16 protein-coding genes and 2 pseudogenes are annotated in these 15670 nt (G+C 73.4%); 12 read left to right on the top strand and 6 right to left on the bottom strand.

Annotation, left to right across the window (positions count from 1 at the left end; translation table 11 throughout):
- Positions 1 to 129: 129 nt before the first annotated feature.
- Complete coding sequence (locus tag ACFYV5_RS03520; protein ID WP_389163804.1) at positions 130 to 1101, bottom strand: FAD-dependent oxidoreductase; 972 nt, start codon at positions 1099 to 1101, stop codon at positions 130 to 132.
- Between the two features lie 155 nt (positions 1102 to 1256).
- On the opposite strand from ACFYV5_RS03520, the gene ACFYV5_RS03525 reads away from it, so the two are divergent.
- The 8 genes and pseudogenes from ACFYV5_RS03525 (at position 1257) to ACFYV5_RS03560 (ending at position 5716) form a co-directional block, all read left to right on the top strand.
- Complete coding sequence (locus tag ACFYV5_RS03525) at positions 1257 to 2894, top strand: ABC-F family ATP-binding cassette domain-containing protein (RefSeq protein ID WP_389163807.1); 1638 nt, start codon at positions 1257 to 1259, stop codon at positions 2892 to 2894.
- A complete protein-coding gene (locus ACFYV5_RS03530) occupies positions 2894 to 3373 on the top strand; it encodes a 2-phosphosulfolactate phosphatase (RefSeq protein WP_389163810.1) in 480 nt (159 codons plus the stop codon). Before ACFYV5_RS03525 ends, ACFYV5_RS03530 begins: the two co-directional genes overlap by 1 nt.
- Positions 3370 to 3777 carry a hypothetical protein gene (locus tag ACFYV5_RS03535; protein WP_355115022.1) on the top strand — a complete coding sequence of 136 codons (408 nt, stop codon included), beginning with the start codon at positions 3370 to 3372 and terminating at the stop codon, positions 3775 to 3777. Before ACFYV5_RS03530 ends, ACFYV5_RS03535 begins: the two co-directional genes overlap by 4 nt.
- A gap of 204 nt (positions 3778 to 3981) precedes the next feature.
- Entirely contained in the window at positions 3982 to 4158 is a 177-nt protein-coding gene (locus tag ACFYV5_RS03540; protein WP_389163814.1) for a TetR family transcriptional regulator, read from the top strand.
- 11 nt (positions 4159 to 4169) lie between these two features.
- A pseudogene (locus tag ACFYV5_RS03545) lies at positions 4170 to 4384 on the top strand (TetR/AcrR family transcriptional regulator); the annotation flags it as partial.
- Between the two features lie 12 nt (positions 4385 to 4396).
- Complete coding sequence (locus tag ACFYV5_RS03550; RefSeq protein WP_389165108.1) at positions 4397 to 4519, top strand: hypothetical protein; 123 nt, start codon at positions 4397 to 4399, stop codon at positions 4517 to 4519.
- A gap of 45 nt (positions 4520 to 4564) precedes the next feature.
- Entirely contained in the window at positions 4565 to 5236 is a 672-nt protein-coding gene (locus ACFYV5_RS03555; RefSeq protein ID WP_389163817.1) for an enoyl-CoA hydratase-related protein, read from the top strand.
- Positions 5237 to 5272: 36 nt separating this feature from the next.
- Entirely contained in the window at positions 5273 to 5716 is a 444-nt protein-coding gene (locus ACFYV5_RS03560; RefSeq protein WP_355115025.1) for a PaaI family thioesterase, read from the top strand.
- Between the two features lie 154 nt (positions 5717 to 5870).
- Here the strand turns inward: ACFYV5_RS03560 and ACFYV5_RS03565 are convergent, their stop codons facing one another.
- Positions 5871 to 8234 carry a Tex family protein gene (locus tag ACFYV5_RS03565; RefSeq protein WP_389163822.1) on the bottom strand — a complete coding sequence of 788 codons (2364 nt, stop codon included), beginning with the start codon at positions 8232 to 8234 and terminating at the stop codon, positions 5871 to 5873.
- 446 nt (positions 8235 to 8680) lie between these two features.
- Complete coding sequence (locus ACFYV5_RS03570) at positions 8681 to 9544, bottom strand: hypothetical protein (RefSeq protein ID WP_355115029.1); 864 nt, start codon at positions 9542 to 9544, stop codon at positions 8681 to 8683.
- 162 nt (positions 9545 to 9706) lie between these two features.
- Here ACFYV5_RS03570 and ACFYV5_RS03575 point away from each other — a divergent pair, with 162 nt between their 5' ends.
- Together ACFYV5_RS03575 and ACFYV5_RS03580 are read left to right on the top strand one after the other, a co-directional pair.
- Positions 9707 to 10681: a GlxA family transcriptional regulator gene (locus ACFYV5_RS03575; RefSeq protein WP_355115031.1), complete on the top strand. Its 975-nt coding sequence runs from the start codon at positions 9707 to 9709 to the stop codon at positions 10679 to 10681.
- A 40-nt stretch (positions 10682 to 10721) separates the two neighbouring features.
- The gene (locus tag ACFYV5_RS03580) at positions 10722 to 11363 is read left to right on the top strand and encodes a DJ-1/PfpI family protein (RefSeq protein WP_355115033.1); all 642 of its coding nucleotides are present in this window, start codon (positions 10722 to 10724) and stop codon (positions 11361 to 11363) included.
- Between the two features lie 21 nt (positions 11364 to 11384).
- Here ACFYV5_RS03580 and ACFYV5_RS03585 read toward each other — a convergent pair whose 3' ends face one another.
- Entirely contained in the window at positions 11385 to 12128 is a 744-nt protein-coding gene (locus tag ACFYV5_RS03585) for an enoyl-CoA hydratase/isomerase family protein (RefSeq protein ID WP_389163828.1), read from the bottom strand.
- 74 nt (positions 12129 to 12202) lie between these two features.
- Between ACFYV5_RS03585 and ACFYV5_RS03590 the strand changes: the two genes are divergently transcribed.
- Together ACFYV5_RS03590 and ACFYV5_RS03595 are read left to right on the top strand one after the other, a co-directional pair.
- Entirely contained in the window at positions 12203 to 12895 is a 693-nt protein-coding gene (locus ACFYV5_RS03590; RefSeq protein ID WP_355115037.1) for a DUF308 domain-containing protein, read from the top strand.
- 130 nt (positions 12896 to 13025) lie between these two features.
- Positions 13026 to 13472 (top strand): annotated as a pseudogene (locus ACFYV5_RS03595) (ATP-binding protein); the annotation flags it as partial.
- Between the two features lie 121 nt (positions 13473 to 13593).
- On the opposite strand, the gene idi reads toward ACFYV5_RS03595, so the two are convergent.
- On the bottom strand, positions 13594 to 14202 hold the full coding sequence (gene idi, locus ACFYV5_RS03600; protein WP_355115039.1) for an isopentenyl-diphosphate Delta-isomerase: 609 nt from the start codon (positions 14200 to 14202) through the stop codon (positions 13594 to 13596).
- A gap of 143 nt (positions 14203 to 14345) precedes the next feature.
- Entirely contained in the window at positions 14346 to 15593 is a 1248-nt protein-coding gene (locus ACFYV5_RS03605; RefSeq protein WP_389163832.1) for a GNAT family N-acetyltransferase, read from the bottom strand.
- Positions 15594 to 15670: the final 77 nt, after the last annotated feature.

Here is a 15670-nt window from a genome sequence, read left to right on the forward strand (position 1 = left end):
TGATCGGGGCAGGCCGCAGCGCACCTGACCCCGGGCCGGACCTGCGGTGTACCCGGCCGGCCGGCTGACCGGGGCGGGCCGCAGTGGTCCGGTCAGCCGACCGGATCGGGCCTGCGGCGCCCCGGTCGGTCAGCCGGCGTCGGATCCGGCGCAGACCAGATCCGCCGCCCTGCGGGCGCAGCCCCAGGCGACCGTCACCCCCGCCCCTCCGTGGCCGTAGTTGTGCACGACGCGACCGCCGCCCGGCAGGGGCTCCGACGCGATCCGCACCCCGCCCGACCGGGCCGGCCGCAGCCCCACCCGGGAGCCGAGCACCCGCGCCCGCGCGATCTCGGGCCGTATGCGCACGCACCGCGCCACGATCTCCGCCGCCGTCACCGGATCGGCCGCCAGCCGCTCGTCGCCCTCCTGCGCGGTCCCGCCCAGGACCAGTCGCCCCGGCTGTGGGAAGAAGTACGTCGTCTCGCTCGACGCCGCGTCGGCCGCCGTGAACCACTCCTCGATCCCCGGGTTCTCCACCAGGACCAACTGCCCGCGCACCGGGCGCAGTCGCGCGTCCGGTACGAGTTCCCGGGCGCCGAGCCCGGTGCAGTCGACGACCACGCGAGCCCGCTCGGCCGCCTCGGCGAACCCGGTGACCGTACGCCGCTCCACCACCCCGCCCGACGCCTCGAACCGGGCCCGCAGCCACTCCAGATGGACCGGCATGTCGATCAGCGGCAGCTGCGCCGCCAGCCCCGTCCCGTACGGCCCCGGCACCTCATCGGCCGCCAACTGCCGCAGACCGTCGACCTCCCGCGCCCAGGCGCCGAGCTCCCCGAGGACCGTGTCCGCGTGGACGCCGGGCGCGATCCGGACGCCCGTGCGCAGCGGGTCGTCCGCCAGTTCCTCGTACACCCGCAGCGAGTCGAGCGCCCAGGCACCCGCCTCCACCTCCGGCTCGATCCGGTACGGCCACCACAGCGCCCCCGCCACGGCGGAGGTCGTCGCCGTGACCGCGTCCCGGGACCACACCCGCACCCGGAGCCCGCGCTCCACCAGAGTAAGGGCGGTCGTCAGACCGATGACCCCGCCGCCCACCACGATCACCTGTTCGCTCATGCGCGGACGGTACCGGGGCCGTATCGGAACGGACCACCACCCCGCACGCCCTACGGCACCGAGAGGGTCACGGACGTCGAGCCGCGCGGCTACGGCGCCGGCGCACCCGGCGCAGACGAACGCACCGGCGGGCCTGACCTAGGATTCATCTCCTGATGACTGCAACCCTCGTCGCCAAGGACCTCGCCGCCGGCCACGGCGAACGCTCCCTCTTCGCCGGCCTCGACCTCGTCGTCGCCCCCGGCGACGTCATCGGCCTCGTCGGTGTCAACGGCGCCGGCAAGTCGACCCTGCTGCGCCTGCTCGCCGGGCTCGACACCCCCGAGGAAGGGGAGCTCAAGCTCTCCCCGCCGACCGCCACCATCGGTCACCTCCCCCAGGAGCCGGAGCGGCGCGAAGGCGAGACCGTACGGGCATTCCTCGCCCGCCGCACGGGCGTCGCCGACGCCCAGGCCGCCATGGACGAGGCCACCCAGGGCCTGGTCGACGGGACGCCGGGCGCCGACGACGCGTACGCCACCAGCCTGGACCGCTGGCTGAACCTCGGCGGCGCCGACCTGGACGAGCGCGCCGAGGAGGTCGCGGCCTCGCTCGGCCTCACCGTCGGCCTGGACCAGCCGATGACCTCCCTCTCCGGCGGCCAGGCCGCCCGCGCCGGACTCGCCTCCCTCCTCCTCTCCCGCTACGACGTCTTCCTCCTCGACGAGCCCACCAACGACCTCGACCTCGACGGTCTGGAACGGCTCGAGACCTTCGTGCAGGGGCTGCGCGCCGGCACGGTCGTCATCAGCCACGACCGCGAGTTCCTCACCCGCACGGTCACCAAGGTCCTGGAGCTCGACCTCGCCCAGCAGCAGATCACCCTCTACGGCGGTGGCTACGAGGCGTACCTGGACGAGCGGGACACCGCCCGGCGCCACGCCCGCGAGGGCTTCGAGGAGTACGCGGGCCGGAAGGCCGCACTCGAGGCGCGCGGCCACATGCAGCGGTCCTGGATGGACAAGGGCGTCAAGAACGCCCGCCGCAAGGCCACCGACGGCGACAAGCTCGGGCGCAACGCCCGCAGCGAGGCCAGCGAGAAGCAGGCCGCGAAGGCCCGCCAGACCCAGCGGATGATCGAACGGCTCGACGTCGTCGACGAGCCCCGCAAGGAGTGGGAGCTGCGGATGGAGATCGCCGCCGCCCCGCGCTCCGGCTCGGTCGTGGCGACCCTGCGCGAGGCCGAGGTCCGGCGCGGCGACTTCCGCTTCGGGCCCGCCACCCTCCAGATCGACTGGGCCGACCGCGTCGCCATCACCGGCGCGAACGGGGCGGGCAAGTCGACGCTGCTCGCCGCGCTCCTCGGCCGGCAGGCGCTCGACGCGGGGGACGCGGTGCTCGGCTCAGGCGTCGTCGTCGGCGAGGTCGACCAGGCCCGGAAGCTCTTCCACGGCTCCGAGTCGCTCCTGGACGCGTTCTGCGCGGCCGTCCCGGAGACCGAGCCGGCCGAGGTACGGACCCTGCTCGCGAAGTTCGCCCTGAAGGCCGAGCACGTCCTGCGCCCCGCCACCACGCTCTCCCCGGGCGAGCGCACCCGCGCCGCGCTGGCCCTGCTCCAGGGCCGTGGAGTGAACCTGCTGGTGCTCGACGAGCCGACCAACCACCTGGACCTGCCGGCCATCGAACAGCTGGAAGCGGCCCTCGACACGTACACCGGCACGCTGCTCCTGGTCACCCACGACCGGCGCATGCTCGACGCGGTGCGCACGACCCGCCGCGTCGAGGTCGCGGACGGCAAGGTGACCGAACTCTGATGGGCGTCACCTTCGGGTGGGGCCCGACGGAGTCGGCCGTCCTCGCCCGGGACGCCGCCTCGCTCCGCAACCCCACAGCGGTCGCGCGGTGGCTCGCACAGCGCGGTTACGGCTCCGAGGCCCTCCCCCAGAGCTGCGCCTGGGGGGACCCCCACTCGCTTCGCTCCCTGGCCGTCGTCGCCGCGGGCGAACGGTGGCCGGACGGCTCTCTGCGCCCGGCGCTGGAGGACCTGCTGGGCGCCGGCGCCGTCCTGTCGGCGCTGTCCGCCCTGGGCCCGTACGAGCCGACCCCCGAGGCGCGGGCGGCGGCCACGCTGTGGGAGGCCACGGAGGACCCCGCGTCGGTGCTGCGCCGCTGCGATTCGGGGCGTGAACTGTACGAGTACGGCTATCCGCAGGATGTGGCGGTGGCCGCCGAGGTCGACACCTCGGAGACCGTCCCCGTCCTGACGGACGGCGCATTCCTGGAGGCACCATGACCGACCTGCTGACCCGGCTCACCGCGATGCTGGACGACCTCGACGCCGATGTCGACGAGACGATCGACCTGGCGGACGAGATCGCCGCCTCGGGCGACGCCGCGCTGCTCCCGAGGCTCCAGGCGGAACTGGACCGCGCCCTCGTCGAACAGAACGCCTACGCCCGCGAGCTCCTCGGCGGCGTCCTCGCCGCGATCGGCGGCCCGGACGCCCTGCCGGCCCTGCTGCGGGCCTCGACCGTCGACCTCGGCGACGACCAGGACGCCCTGGCGACCGAGATCGTCGACCTGGTCCAGTCCGACCCGGACCGCTCCCGCGCCCTCCTCCAGCCCCTGACGGAGGACGACGACCTGACGGTGGCGAACCGCGCGGAATGGGCCCTCCGCTTCCTGCCGAACGCATAGGAGCCGTCGGGCGCGGCCCGGCCGAGGCGTGGTCCGACGGTACTGCGTCACCGAGGAGGTCCGGGCGGGCGTCCAGCGAACGCGCTCTTGCATGTTCTATGGCGTACCCCATAAGTTACCGGCAGGTAGCTCGTCCGGCGGGCCACCTTGGCGTCAGGGGGTGGTGGGCGGGTGAGTCCGCGCAGGAGTGACAGCCGTGAGCGGATGATCCTCAGTGCCGCTGCCCTGCTGCGTGAGTACGGGGCGAGCGCGACCAGCGTCGACCGGGTGCTCGCGCACAGCGGAGCCCCCCGGGGCTCGGTGTATCACCACTTTCCCGGTGGGCGGGCGCAGCTGATCGACGAGGCGGTGGCGCTGGCGGGGGCTTCATCGCGGGCCTGATCGATGTCGCCATGCAGGCGGACGATCCGGTGGAGGCGATCGACGCGTTCTTCGTGCTGTGGCGCGACCGGCTCGTGGAGAGCGGCTTTCGGGCCGGCTGCCCGATCGTGGCGGTGGCTGTCGAGACCAACGACGACGCACCGTCCTCGCGGCCCTCTTCCTGCGGCACGGTCTGACCGAGGAACGCAGCCGTCGGCTCGGCGCCTTCGTCATCGCCGCGGTCGAAGGCGCGGTGATCATGTGCCGGGCCGAGCAGAGCACCACCCCCATCGAGGCGACCGCCGCCGAGATCCACAACCTGCTCCTCCATACCCTGCGTGACCGCCCCGGCGCCGAGCCCGGGCCCGCGCCCCGGCCGTAGTCCGCGCCACGTGACCTCGAGTCAGCGCAGTTCGAAGGAGTCGCCATGCCCTCGCTCGACCGTCAGGACAACGTCTTCGTCCTCGATCTCGGAGACGGAGAGAACCGCCTCCACCCCGACTGGATCACCGCCGTCGGTGCCGCGCTCGACGAGGTGGAGAAGGCGGAAGGCCCCCGCGCCCTGGTCACCGCCGCCACGGGCAAGTTCTACTCCAACGGGCTCGACCTGGAGTGGCTGTTCGCCCACGCCGACCAGCACCAGGACTACGTCGTCTCCGTCCATGACCTGTTCGCGCGGATGCTCTCGCTGCCGGTCATCACGGTCGCCGCGCTGCAGGGACACACTTTCGCCGCCGGCGCGATGTTCTCCCTCGCCCACGACTTCCGCGTGATGCGCGCCGACCGCGGCTACTGGTGCCTGCCCGAAGCGGACATCAACATCCCCTTCACCCGCGGCATGGCCGCGCTCATCCAGTCCCGGCTCGCCCCGCAGACCGCGCACGAGGCCATGCTCACCGCCCGCCGCTACGGCGGCGACGACGCCGCGGCCGCGGGCATCGTCGACCGGGCGGCCGGCGAGGACGCCGTGCGCTCCACCGCGATCGAACTGGCCCGGACGCAGGTGAACAAGGCCGGTGACACCCTCGGCACCATCAAGGCCCGCATGTACGCCCCGGCCCTGGCCACCCTGCGCGACGCCGCCAACCCGCTCGGCTGACCAACCCGCCTCCAGCACCGTGCAAGGAGAACACCCGTGACGACCACCGACTTCGCCGCCATGACCGGCCTGGAACTGATGCGCTGGGTGCAGACCGAACGCCCCACCGACATCCCCTCCATCGGCCGCCTGCTCGGCATGCGCTTCGACGAGGTCGACCACGGCCGCATCGTCATCTCCCTCGACACCCGCCCCGACTTCGCCAACCCCCTCGGCACCGTCCACGGCGGCATCGCCGCCACCCTCCTCGACTCCGCCATGGGCTGCGCCGTCCACACCACGCTCCCCGCCGGCGCCGGCTACACCACCCTCGAACTCAAGGTCAACTACATCCGCGCCGCTCGCACCGACGGCCAGACCCTCACGGCCGAAGGCAACGTCATCCACGCGGGCCGCCGCACGGCCACCGCCGAAGGCAAGGTCCTCGACGACCAGGGCAAACTGATCGCCCACGCCACCACCACCTGCATGATCTTCTAGCGGGCGGGTGCCGGACCTCCAGGTGATGACGCCGGCTACGGAACCGGCTCGCAGCTGGGGCTCCAGGGGTCTGCTCGGAGCCCTGGGCCTCGACGAGCGGGATCATGGGGTCGATGCGCGACGGGCCCGGCCGTCATGGCCGGGCCCGTCGGCGTCAGCGGCCGCCGCGGCGCTTGCCGCCGCCCTCGTTCAGCAGGCCCGCCTTGCGCAGGGCGTCCGCCATCGCGCTGTTCGCGGGGGCCGGGGCCGAGGTCTGGGGCTGCGCGCGGCGCTGCTGTGGCGGGCGGCCGCCGCGTTCGCGGCGCTCCCGCTTCGGGGCGGGCCCGCCGGCCGCGTCAGCCGTCGCCTCGTCGTCGAGTCGCAGCGTCAGCGAGATCCGCTTGCGCGGGATGTCGACGTCCAGGACCTTCACCCGGACCACGTCACCCGGCTTCACCACGTCCCGCGGGTCCTTGACGAACGTCTTCGACATCGCCGACACGTGCACCAGCCCGTCCTGGTGCACGCCGATGTCCACGAAGGCACCGAAGGCCGCCACGTTCGTGACGACACCCTCCAGGACCATCCCCGACACCAGGTCGCCGATCTTCTCGACGCCTTCCTTGAACGTCGCCGTCCGGAAGGCCGGCCGGGGGTCCCGGCCCGGCTTCTCCAGCTCGCGCAGGATGTCGGTGACCGTCGGCAGACCGAAGGTCTCGTCGACGAAGTCGTCCGCCCGCAGCGACCGCAGCACACCCGTGTTGCCGATCAGGGACGCGACCTCGCCGCCCGTCGTCTTCACCATCCGCCGCACCACCGGGTACGCCTCCGGGTGCACCGAGGACGCGTCCAGCGGGTCGTCGCCGCCCCGGATCCGCAGGAAGCCCGCGCACTGCTCGTACGCCTTCGGGCCGAGCCGCGCCACGTCCTTCAGCGCCCTCCGCGAGCGGAACGGCCCGTTGGCGTCGCGGTGCGCCACGATGTTCTCGGCCAGTCCCGCACCGATCCCCGACACCCGCGAAAGCAGCGGGGCGGAAGCGGTGTTGACGTCGACGCCCACGCCGTTCACACAGTCCTCGACCACCGCGTCCAGCGAGCGCGAGAGCTTCACCTCGGACAGGTCGTGCTGGTACTGGCCGACGCCGATCGACTTCGGGTCGATCTTCACCAGCTCGGCCAGCGGGTCCTGCAGCCGGCGCGCGATCGAGACGGCGCCGCGCAACGACACGTCCAGCTCGGGAAGTTCCTGCGAGGCGAAGGCCGAGGCCGAGTACACCGAGGCGCCGGCCTCGGAGACCATGACCTTGGTGAGGTTCAACTCCGGGTGCTTCTCGATCAGTTCGGCAGCCAGCTTGTCCGTCTCGCGGGACGCGGTGCCGTTGCCGATGGCGACCAGCTCGACCCCGTGCTCCTTCGCGAGCCGCGCCAGCTTCGCCAGCGACTCGTCCCACTTGTTCGCGGGGACGTGCGGATAGATCGTGTCGGTGGCCACGACCTTGCCCGTCGCGTCGACCACGGCGACCTTGACCCCCGTACGGAAGCCCGGGTCGAGGCCCAGCGTCGCCCGCGTCCCGGCCGGCGCCGCGAGCAGCAGGTCGCGCAGGTTCGCCGCGAAGACCCGTACCGCCTCGTCCTCCGCCGCCGTCCGCAGCCGCAGCCGCAGATCGATCCCGAGATGGACCAGGATCCGGGTCCGCCAGGCCCAACGGACGGTGTCCTGGAGCCACTTGTCACCGGGACGTCCGCGGTCGGCGACGCCGAAGCGATGCGCGACCATGCCCTCGTACGAGGACGGGCCGGGCACCTCCGAGGGCTCCTCCGGTTCCAGCTCCAGCGTGAGGACGTCCTCCTTCTCGCCGCGCAGCATGGCGAGGATCCGGTGCGAGGGAAGCGCGGTGAACGGTTCGGCGAAGTCGAAGTAGTCGGCGAACTTCGCGCCGGCCTCCTCCTTGCCCGCCCGCACCTTGGCGGCCAGCCGGCCGCGACTCCACATCCGCTCGCGCAGCTCGCCGATGAGGTCCGCGTCCTCGGAGAACTTCTCGGTGAGGATCGCGCGGGCGCCCTCCAGCGCGGCGGCCGCGTCGGCGACGCCCTTGTCCGCGTCGACGAAGGCCGCGGCGGCGGCCGTCGGCTCCACCGACGGGTCGGCGAGAAGTCCCTCGGCCAGCGGTTCGAGCCCGGCCTCGCGGGCGATCTGCGCCTTGGTGCGGCGCTTCGGCTTGAAGGGCAGGTAGATGTCCTCCAGCCGGGCCTTGGTGTCGGCGGCCCGGAGCCGGGCCTCCACCTCGGCCGTCAGTCTGCCCTGCTCCCGTACGGAGTCGAGGATGGCGGTCCGCCGGTCCTCCAGCTCCCGCAGATAGCGCAGCCGCTCCTCGAGCGTGCGCAGCTGCGCGTCGTCGAGCATCTCGGTCGCTTCCTTGCGGTAGCGCGCGATGAACGGCACGGTCGACCCGCCGTCGAGCAGCTCGACGGCCGCCCTCACCTGTCGCTCGCGTACGCCGAGTTCCTCGGCGATCCTGCCTTCGATGGACGTCGTCACGGTGTCCCGACTCGCCTTCTCGCGCCTCAAGCTTGCGACTGCATTGTGCCGGGTCGCTCACCGGAACGCCGCACGCGCCCCGCCGCCCACCGAGCGCGGCGCCCTCCGCGCCCGCGGTCAGGCCTCGCCGCCGTCAGGCCGGCCGCGCCCGCCGTCCCGCCGCACACCGCACCCGACGCCCTCCGCGCCCGCCACCCGGCCGCGCCCGCCGTCAGCCCGCGCCGCCACCCGGCCGCGCCCGCTGCCCGGCCGCGCCGCCACCCGGCCGCGCCCGCTGCCCGGCCGCGCCGCCACCCGGCCGCTCCCGCCGTCAGGCCGCGCCCAGCTCCCCGCCGCACACCGAGCGCGGCGCCCGCCGTCAGCCCGCGCCGCCACCCGGCCGCGCCCGCCGTCCCGCCGCACACCGAGCGCGGCGCCCGCCGCGCCCGGCGCCCGGTGCCGGCCCCTCAGCCCTTGCCGTTGAGGTCCGCCGGGAACGCCCCCGCGAGGAACGCCGCGTTACGGAAGGACTTGCCCAGCTCCGTCAGGCGCTCGACGCCCGCCGCGCCCAGGTGCTCGTACGGAGCCGCGTCCAGGCGGTCCGTGTGCTCCTCCACCGCCTCGCGCAGCGCCGAGCCCTCGGCGGTGAGCTCGCCCTTGTCGTCGGCCAGACCGCGCTCGCGCAGCCGTGCCGCCGCGGCCTCCCAGTCGGCGCGCCGCCAGCCGCGGCTGCCCAGGACCCAGCGCGGGCTCATGCCCATGCCCGTGGCGGTGTGGCTGACCAGCGCCTCCAGGGGGTCGAGGTCCGCGCTGAGGAGCGCCACGAGGTGGCCGTCGCCCCGGTGCTCGCGCAGCAGCGTGGCGGCGTGCCAGTAACGCAGGTGCGGCTCCTCGGGCACGGGCAGGTCGGCGTGGGCCGAGTACAGCGGCCGGGCGTGCCGGGTGCACGCCTCGGTGGCGCGCAGGGCGAGCTCGGCGGCCTCGGCCATCTCGGGCGAGGTGACCGTCTCCTCGCCGAGGAGGCGGCGCAGGGTGGTGTCCACGGCCCGCAGCCGAGCCGCCACCGCCTCGGCCGGCGAGGCGATGTCCCAGACGGCCGGCAGGTACCGGGCCAGCAGCTCGACGTTGTAGTTGTAGAAGGTCGCGGCGACCGTGCCGGCGCCCACGGCCCCCATCGCGGCGCTCCGGGCGGCGAGCCGCATGGCCGCCGGGTCCTCGAAGCCGAGGGCCGTGAACTCGCTCTCCAGGTCCGGCGAGAAGTACACCGTGGAGTGCAGCGGGTTGAGCATGTGATGGCAGCGGCGGCCCGCACGGGGCGGCAGAGAGGTCATGGACCGCACGTTACCGACTGGTCGGTACGACCGGAAGCCCGGGGCCGTCACCCGGGGCCGTCACCCAGGGCGGTCGACCAGGGCGGTCACCCCAAGGGGATGGCAGGAAAGGTGGGGTCTTCGTCATTGCGGCCGTCCCGGCGCCCCCGAAGGATGGACCCCATGACGAACCGACCCGTGCTCGTCGTCCTCTTCGACGACGTGCAGAGCCTGGATGTCACCGGACCCGTCGAGGTGTTCGCCGGCGCGGGACACTCCGGGCGCGGCGCCTACCCGATCGTGACCGCCTCGCTCGACGGCGGTCCGGTCCGCACCCAGAGCGGCCTGCGGCTGCTCCCGGACACGACGCTCGCCGACGCGGACCGCCCGCACACCCTGCTCGTCCCCGGGGGTGAAGGCACCCGGCGCCCCGACCCCCGGCTGATCGACTGGCTGCGCGAGAACGCCCCGCACGCCGAGCGGCTGGTCTCCGTCTGCACCGGTGCCCTGCTGCTCGCCGAGGCCGGGCTCCTCGACGGCCACCGGGCCACCACTCACTGGATCGCCTGCGACCACCTCGCCCGCTGCTACCCGCGGGTCGAGGTGGAGGCGGAGCCGATCTTCGTCCGCGACGGCCGGATCTCCACCTCCGCCGGTGTGACCGCGGGCATCGACCTCGCCCTCGCGCTCGTGGAGGAGGACCTGGGCCGCGACGCCGCGCTCACCGTCGCCCGCCACCTCGTCGTGTTTCTGCGCCGCCCGGGCAACCAGGCGCAGTTCAGCGCCCAGCTCGCCGCCCAGACCGCCCGCCGGGCACCGCTGCGCGACCTCCAGCACTGGATCAGCGAGCATCCCGAGGAGGACCTGTCCGTCGAGGCCCTGGCCGCCCGCGCCCGGCTGTCGCCGCGACACTTCGCCCGCGCGTTCCGGACGGAGACCGGCACGACCCCCGGCAGGTACGTCGACCGGGTCAGGCTCGAGCACGCGCGCAGGCTCCTGGAGGAGACGGCCGACGGCGTCGAGGAGGTCGCCCGGGCGGCCGGTTACGGCACCCCCGAGGCCATGCGCCGGGCCTTCGTCAGAGCCATGGACACCGCGCCGGCGGACTACCGCCGCCGCTTCCACGCACCCGCACGACCCGCTCCACCCACGCGCTGAAACAGCCCACGCCCTGAACCAGTCTGAAAGGGAACACACGATGCAGATCGCCGTACTGCTCTACGACCGCTTCACGACCCTCGACGCCGTCGGCGCCTACGAGCTCCTCGCCCGCCTCCCCGGAGCCGAGACCGTCTTCGTCGCCAAGGAGGCCGGCCCGGTCCGCAACGACCAGGGAAGCCTCGCCCTCGTCGCCGACAAGACCCTCGCCGACGTCCCGAACCCGGACATCGTCCTGGTCCCCGGCGGCCCCGACTCCCGTGAGGCGATGAACGACCCGGAGATCCTCGCCTGGCTCCGTACCGCCGACGCCACCAGCACCTGGACCACCTCCGTCTGCACCGGTTCGCTGATCCTGGCCGCCGCGGGCCTGCTCACCGGCCGCCGGGCCACCTCCCACTGGCTCGCGTACGAGGAGCTCCGGGCGCTCGGCGCCGAGCCCACCGGCGAGCGGGTCGTCTTCGACGGCAAGTACGTCACCGCCGCCGGTGTCTCCTCCGGCATCGACATGGCCCTGCACCTGATCGGCCGGATCGCCGGTGACGCGACGGCGCAGACCATCCAGCTGCTGACCGAGTACGACCCGCAGCCGCCGTACGACGCGGGCTCACCGGAGAAGGCCCCGGCCGAGATCGTCGCGCAGTGGCGCGGCACGGCCACGAAGGACCTCGTCGAGGGCTGAGCCGTCCGGCGGGCGCCGGCCTCAGATCCCGTACGTGAAGCGGGGCGCGCGGCGTTCCAGGAAGGCGGCGACCCCCTCCGCGGTGTCGCCGCTGCCGCGCGCCTGCTCCGCCCAGTGCGCGTCCCGGTCGGTGCGCCCGTCGGCGAACTCCTTCGCCGCCGCCTGCGTCAGCAGGGAGCGCGAGGCCAGGACGCGGGCGAACTCGCCCACCCGCTTGTCCAGTTCACCGGCCGGGAGCACCTCGTCCACCAGGCCGGTGCGCAGCGCCCGCTCCGCGTCGATCAACTCGCCCGAGAAGAGCAGGTACTTGGCGGCCGAGGGCCCCACCAGCGAGGCCAGCCGACGGGTCGAGGAGGACGGATAGACGATGCCGAGCTTCGACGGGGTGATCCCGAACCGCGCTCCTTCCTCGGCGAACCGCAGGTCGCAGGCCGCGGCGAGCTGGCTGCCGCCGCCCACGCAGTAGCCGCGGACGGCGGCGAGCGTCGGCTTCGGGAAGGCGGCGAGCGCCTCCTCGGCCCGGACCGCGAGCGACTGCTGCTCGTCGCCCGGCTCCCGCAGCGTCGAGATGTCGGCTCCGGCGCAGAAGGTCTCCCCGTCACCGGTGAGGACCAGGACGCGGACCCGGGCATCGGTCGCGAGCGGGTCGAGCAGTCCCGGCAGGGACCGCCACATCGCGGCCGTCATCGCGTTGCGCTTGGCGGGGTTCGTGATGACGACGGTGGCGATCCCGTCGACGACGCTGACACTCAGCTGCGGCTCCATGCGCCGGATGCTATCCAGGCACCCCGACCGTACGATCGAGGAGGGGTCGAGCAGGGGGCGAGGAGGAGGCGCGCATGCCCCAAAGTTTCCAGGACGCCGCACACGGTTCCCAGGACGCCGCTCAGGAGGGCAGGAAGCTGCGCCGCAGTCTCGGCTGGCTCGCCCTTCTCGGCGCCCTGCTCGTCCTCGGCGGGATCGTCGGTCTGGTCTACACGGGCCTCGCCACCCTCACCTCGATGCTTCTCTTCGGCTGGCTCCTGCTCATCGGCGGTGCCGTGGGTCTGCTGCACGCCGTCGAGTCCCGCGGCACCCCGTACTTCTGGCTCGCCGTGGTGGTGGCGGCCCTGAACATCGCGGCCGGGGTCGTCGTCATCCGTCATCCGGAGGGCTCGGCCGAGGCGCTGACCATGTTCGCGGCGCTGCTCTTCCTCACCGGTGGGGTGTTCCGGCTGGTGGGCAGTGCGGTGGTGCGCGGACCGCAGTTCGGCTGGACGCTCCTCCAAGGGGCCTTCGGGCTCCTGCTCGGACTGCTCGTGCTCTTCGACTGGCCCGACAGCAGCCGTTACGTCCTCGGGGTCTTCTTCTCGTTGGCCCTGCTCTTCGACGGGCTCGGGCTGATCGCCATCGGCGTCGGCGGCCGGCGGATCGTCAGCATGGTCGCTCCGGAAGCCGCCCCTCCGCGGGCCTCTTCCCAGCCCTCCCGGCAGCCCTCCCCGCAGGCCCCTCCGAAGCCGTCAGAAGCAGATCAGGAGCAGTCGAACAACTGACGTTGGCATACTCACCCGATCAGAAGATGGTCGATAAGCGTCGACTTCTGGTCAGTAGGCCGGTCCGGACCTGCCGATTACCAACACTCGATCCGTGGCGACAATCGAGCACGAGGGTGGGAGCCGGACTATGGAGAGCCGCGGGAGCGTCCCCGCACGGCCACCGTCCTACGAAGGGGTCTGGCGCTTCACCGCTCCCGCGGTCGACGTCTCCGTTCCGCAGGCCCGGCACGCCGTACGCGACCTGCTGAACCGTCAAGGGGTACCGGTCCACGAGGACACGGTCCAAGGACTGCTCCTGATCGTCTCGGAGCTGGTCACCAACGCCGTCAAGCACGCGGCGCTGCTCTCCCCCGAAGTGGCGGTGGAGGTGGCGATCGGAGCGGAGTGGATCCGGGTGTCCGTCGAGGACAACCATCCGTACCGCCCCAAGGCGCTGGAGGCGGACTACGGGCAGACGGGCGGCCGCGGGCTGCTCCTGGTGCGGGAGACCGCGCTGGAGGCCGGCGGGGCGTGCGACGTGGAGCACACCGCGAGCGGCGGCAAGATCATCTGGGCCGCACTGCCCCTCGCACCCCGACCCCGGACGGCGCAGGCCGGTCCGCTGCCCGGAATCGGTGCCCCGGCGCCGATGGCGGCGCCCGGAATCGGTGCCCAGGCGCCCATGACGGCGCCCGGCACCCCGACCCTGCCCGGGATCACCAACCCCCGGACGGACCCGTCAGTTCCTTGACGGCCGGACGCGCCGCGTCCAGGACCGTCATGAACCAGGCGGAGAACGGCGCGGTCGCGTGCCGCTCCGCCAGCTCCTCCGCCGTGACGAAGGCGGTCTCCTCGACCTCCTCCGGGTCCGGCCGCGGTTCGGCCTGCACCAGCCCGACGAAGAGGTGGTTGTACTCCTGCTCCACCAGGCCCGAGGCCGGGTCCGGGTGGTTGTAGCGGACGGTGCCCGCCTCGGCGAGTAGCGAGGGCGAGATGCCCAGCTCCTCGTACGTGCGCCGGGCGGCGGCCGCGAGGGGCGCCTCGCCCGGATACGGGTGACCGCAGCAGGTGTTCGACCAGACGCCGGGGGAGTGGTACTTCCCGAGCGCGCGGCGCTGCAGCAGCAGCCGGCCCGACTCGTCGAAGAGGAAGACGGAGAAGGCGCGGTGCAGCTGCCCGGGAGCCTGGTGGGCGGCGAGCTTCTCGGCCGTACCGATGGTGGTGCCGTCCTCGTCGACCAGCTCGAGCATGATCGACTCCGGGACGCCGCCCGAAGAGACTCCGTTCGGCGAGCTGTGTGCCGCGGTGGCTGATGTGGTCGGCATACCCATCCTTCGCTTCGGTCCTCGCCCCTGCGGGGGCACGCTCAGTCTGCCGTACAAAGGCGGCTTGTCCGTACTTCGGAGGCCGGACATGGCCGGCTCCCACCACACCGGAGTACACCCGGTGCGGCGGGAGCGGTGACACGTCAGACCCCGAAGGCCGCCGGATAGTGGATCATGCCCCGGGAGACCGGGCCGGAACCGTCGAGGACCAGAGCCATCATCGCCTCGTCCGGAACCTCGAAACCTGGCCTGATCCCGTATTCCGACGCCCGTGCGAAGCCGAAGCGCGGGTAGTACTCCGGGTGGCCGAGCACCAGGACGAGCCGCTCCCGGTGCAGCCGCGCCGCGTCGAGGACGGCCCGGACGACGGCCTCCCCGGCGCCCCGTCGCTGGTACGCGGGATCGACGGCGACCGGAGCGAGCGCCGCCGCCGGAGCACCCCCGACGTGGCACCGGGTGACGAGCGCGTACGCGGCCACCGTGCCGTCGGCCGTCTCGGCGACGTACGAGAGACCGGGCAGCCAGGCGCCGGAGTCCGCCCGCAGGGCGTCGACCAGCGCGGCCTCCTCCTCCGTGGCGAAGGCGGCCGCGTTGATCTCCCGTACACGAGGGATGTCGGCGGCCGTCTCCTCCCGCGTGTGCCACCGGGGGTCGGCCGGCCGCAGGACGTAACCGGTGTAGCCGTACTCGCCGCCGTGGTCCCGGCGCACGGCGAGCTCCTCGCGGGTCGCGGCGAGAGCCTCGGCCATGCCCGGGGCCGCCGGGTCGGCGGCGTCCGCCCGCTCCGCGAGCGGGCCGTAGTACTCGTCCCAGTCGCTCTCGGGCTGGGGGACGACCCCGAGGACGTGATAGCCGCCCTCGATCGCCGCCGCGGTGTTGGCTGCGGTGGTACGGAGCGCGTAGTGGCGGTCCCAGAAGGCGCGGGCCTCCTGGCTCGGTTCGTCCACCGTCCACTCGCACTCGGTGAGCACGAGGGTCCCTCCGGGGGAGAGCAGCCGGCGCCACTCGCGCAGCGCGGTGTCGAAGCCGAGGGCGTAGGCCGAGCTCTCCGCCCAGACGAGATCGAAGGATCCGTCGGGGAAGGGGGGCGCGCCCATGTCGGCGTGGAGCGTACGGACCCAGTCGCCGAGCCCGCGGGCGTCGGCGGCCTGCCGCAGCTCGTCGAGGAACGGCTCGTGCAGGTCCACGGCCGTCACCTCGGCCCCGGCCTCGGCGGCCAGGAGCAGCGCGGAGCGGCCGGGGCCGCAGCCGAGATCGAGCACGCGCGGCCGCTCGGGAAGCGGCCCCGCGAGGGAGAGCAGACGACGGGTGGTGGAGTCGGAGCCCGGACCCTGCCGCGGAAGACCGTGGTGCAGGGCGAAGAAGGCGGTGTACAGAGCGTTGTCGGACAACGTGGGAAACCCTTGGGTGAGAGGGCCCCGGCCGACGTGGAACGTCAGGTCAGCCGGAAACCCGGAAGCTGAGGAAG

The organism is Streptomyces sp. NPDC003035 (assembly GCF_042888285.1).
Taxonomy (GTDB): Bacteria; Actinomycetota; Actinomycetes; order Streptomycetales; family Streptomycetaceae; genus Streptomyces.

Coding starts and splice junctions, on each gene's coding strand:
- ACFYV5_RS03520 (WP_389163804.1), bottom strand. CDS start 1,101: ATGAGCGAACAGGTGATCGTGGTGGGCGGCGGGGTCATCGGTCTGACG.
- ACFYV5_RS03525 (WP_389163807.1), top strand. CDS start 1,257: ATGACTGCAACCCTCGTCGCCAAGGACCTCGCCGCCGGCCACGGCGAA.
- ACFYV5_RS03530 (WP_389163810.1), top strand. CDS start 2,894: ATGGGCGTCACCTTCGGGTGGGGCCCGACGGAGTCGGCCGTCCTCGCC.
- ACFYV5_RS03535 (WP_355115022.1), top strand. CDS start 3,370: ATGACCGACCTGCTGACCCGGCTCACCGCGATGCTGGACGACCTCGAC.
- ACFYV5_RS03540 (WP_389163814.1), top strand. CDS start 3,982: ATGATCCTCAGTGCCGCTGCCCTGCTGCGTGAGTACGGGGCGAGCGCG.
- ACFYV5_RS03550 (WP_389165108.1), top strand. CDS start 4,397: ATGTGCCGGGCCGAGCAGAGCACCACCCCCATCGAGGCGACCGCCGCC.
- ACFYV5_RS03555 (WP_389163817.1), top strand. CDS start 4,565: ATGCCCTCGCTCGACCGTCAGGACAACGTCTTCGTCCTCGATCTCGGA.
- ACFYV5_RS03570 (WP_355115029.1), bottom strand. CDS start 9,544: ATGACCTCTCTGCCGCCCCGTGCGGGCCGCCGCTGCCATCACATGCTC.
- ACFYV5_RS03575 (WP_355115031.1), top strand. CDS start 9,707: ATGACGAACCGACCCGTGCTCGTCGTCCTCTTCGACGACGTGCAGAGC.
- ACFYV5_RS03580 (WP_355115033.1), top strand. CDS start 10,722: ATGCAGATCGCCGTACTGCTCTACGACCGCTTCACGACCCTCGACGCC.
- ACFYV5_RS03585 (WP_389163828.1), bottom strand. CDS start 12,128: ATGGAGCCGCAGCTGAGTGTCAGCGTCGTCGACGGGATCGCCACCGTC.
- ACFYV5_RS03590 (WP_355115037.1), top strand. CDS start 12,203: ATGCCCCAAAGTTTCCAGGACGCCGCACACGGTTCCCAGGACGCCGCT.
- idi (WP_355115039.1), bottom strand. CDS start 14,202: ATGCCGACCACATCAGCCACCGCGGCACACAGCTCGCCGAACGGAGTC.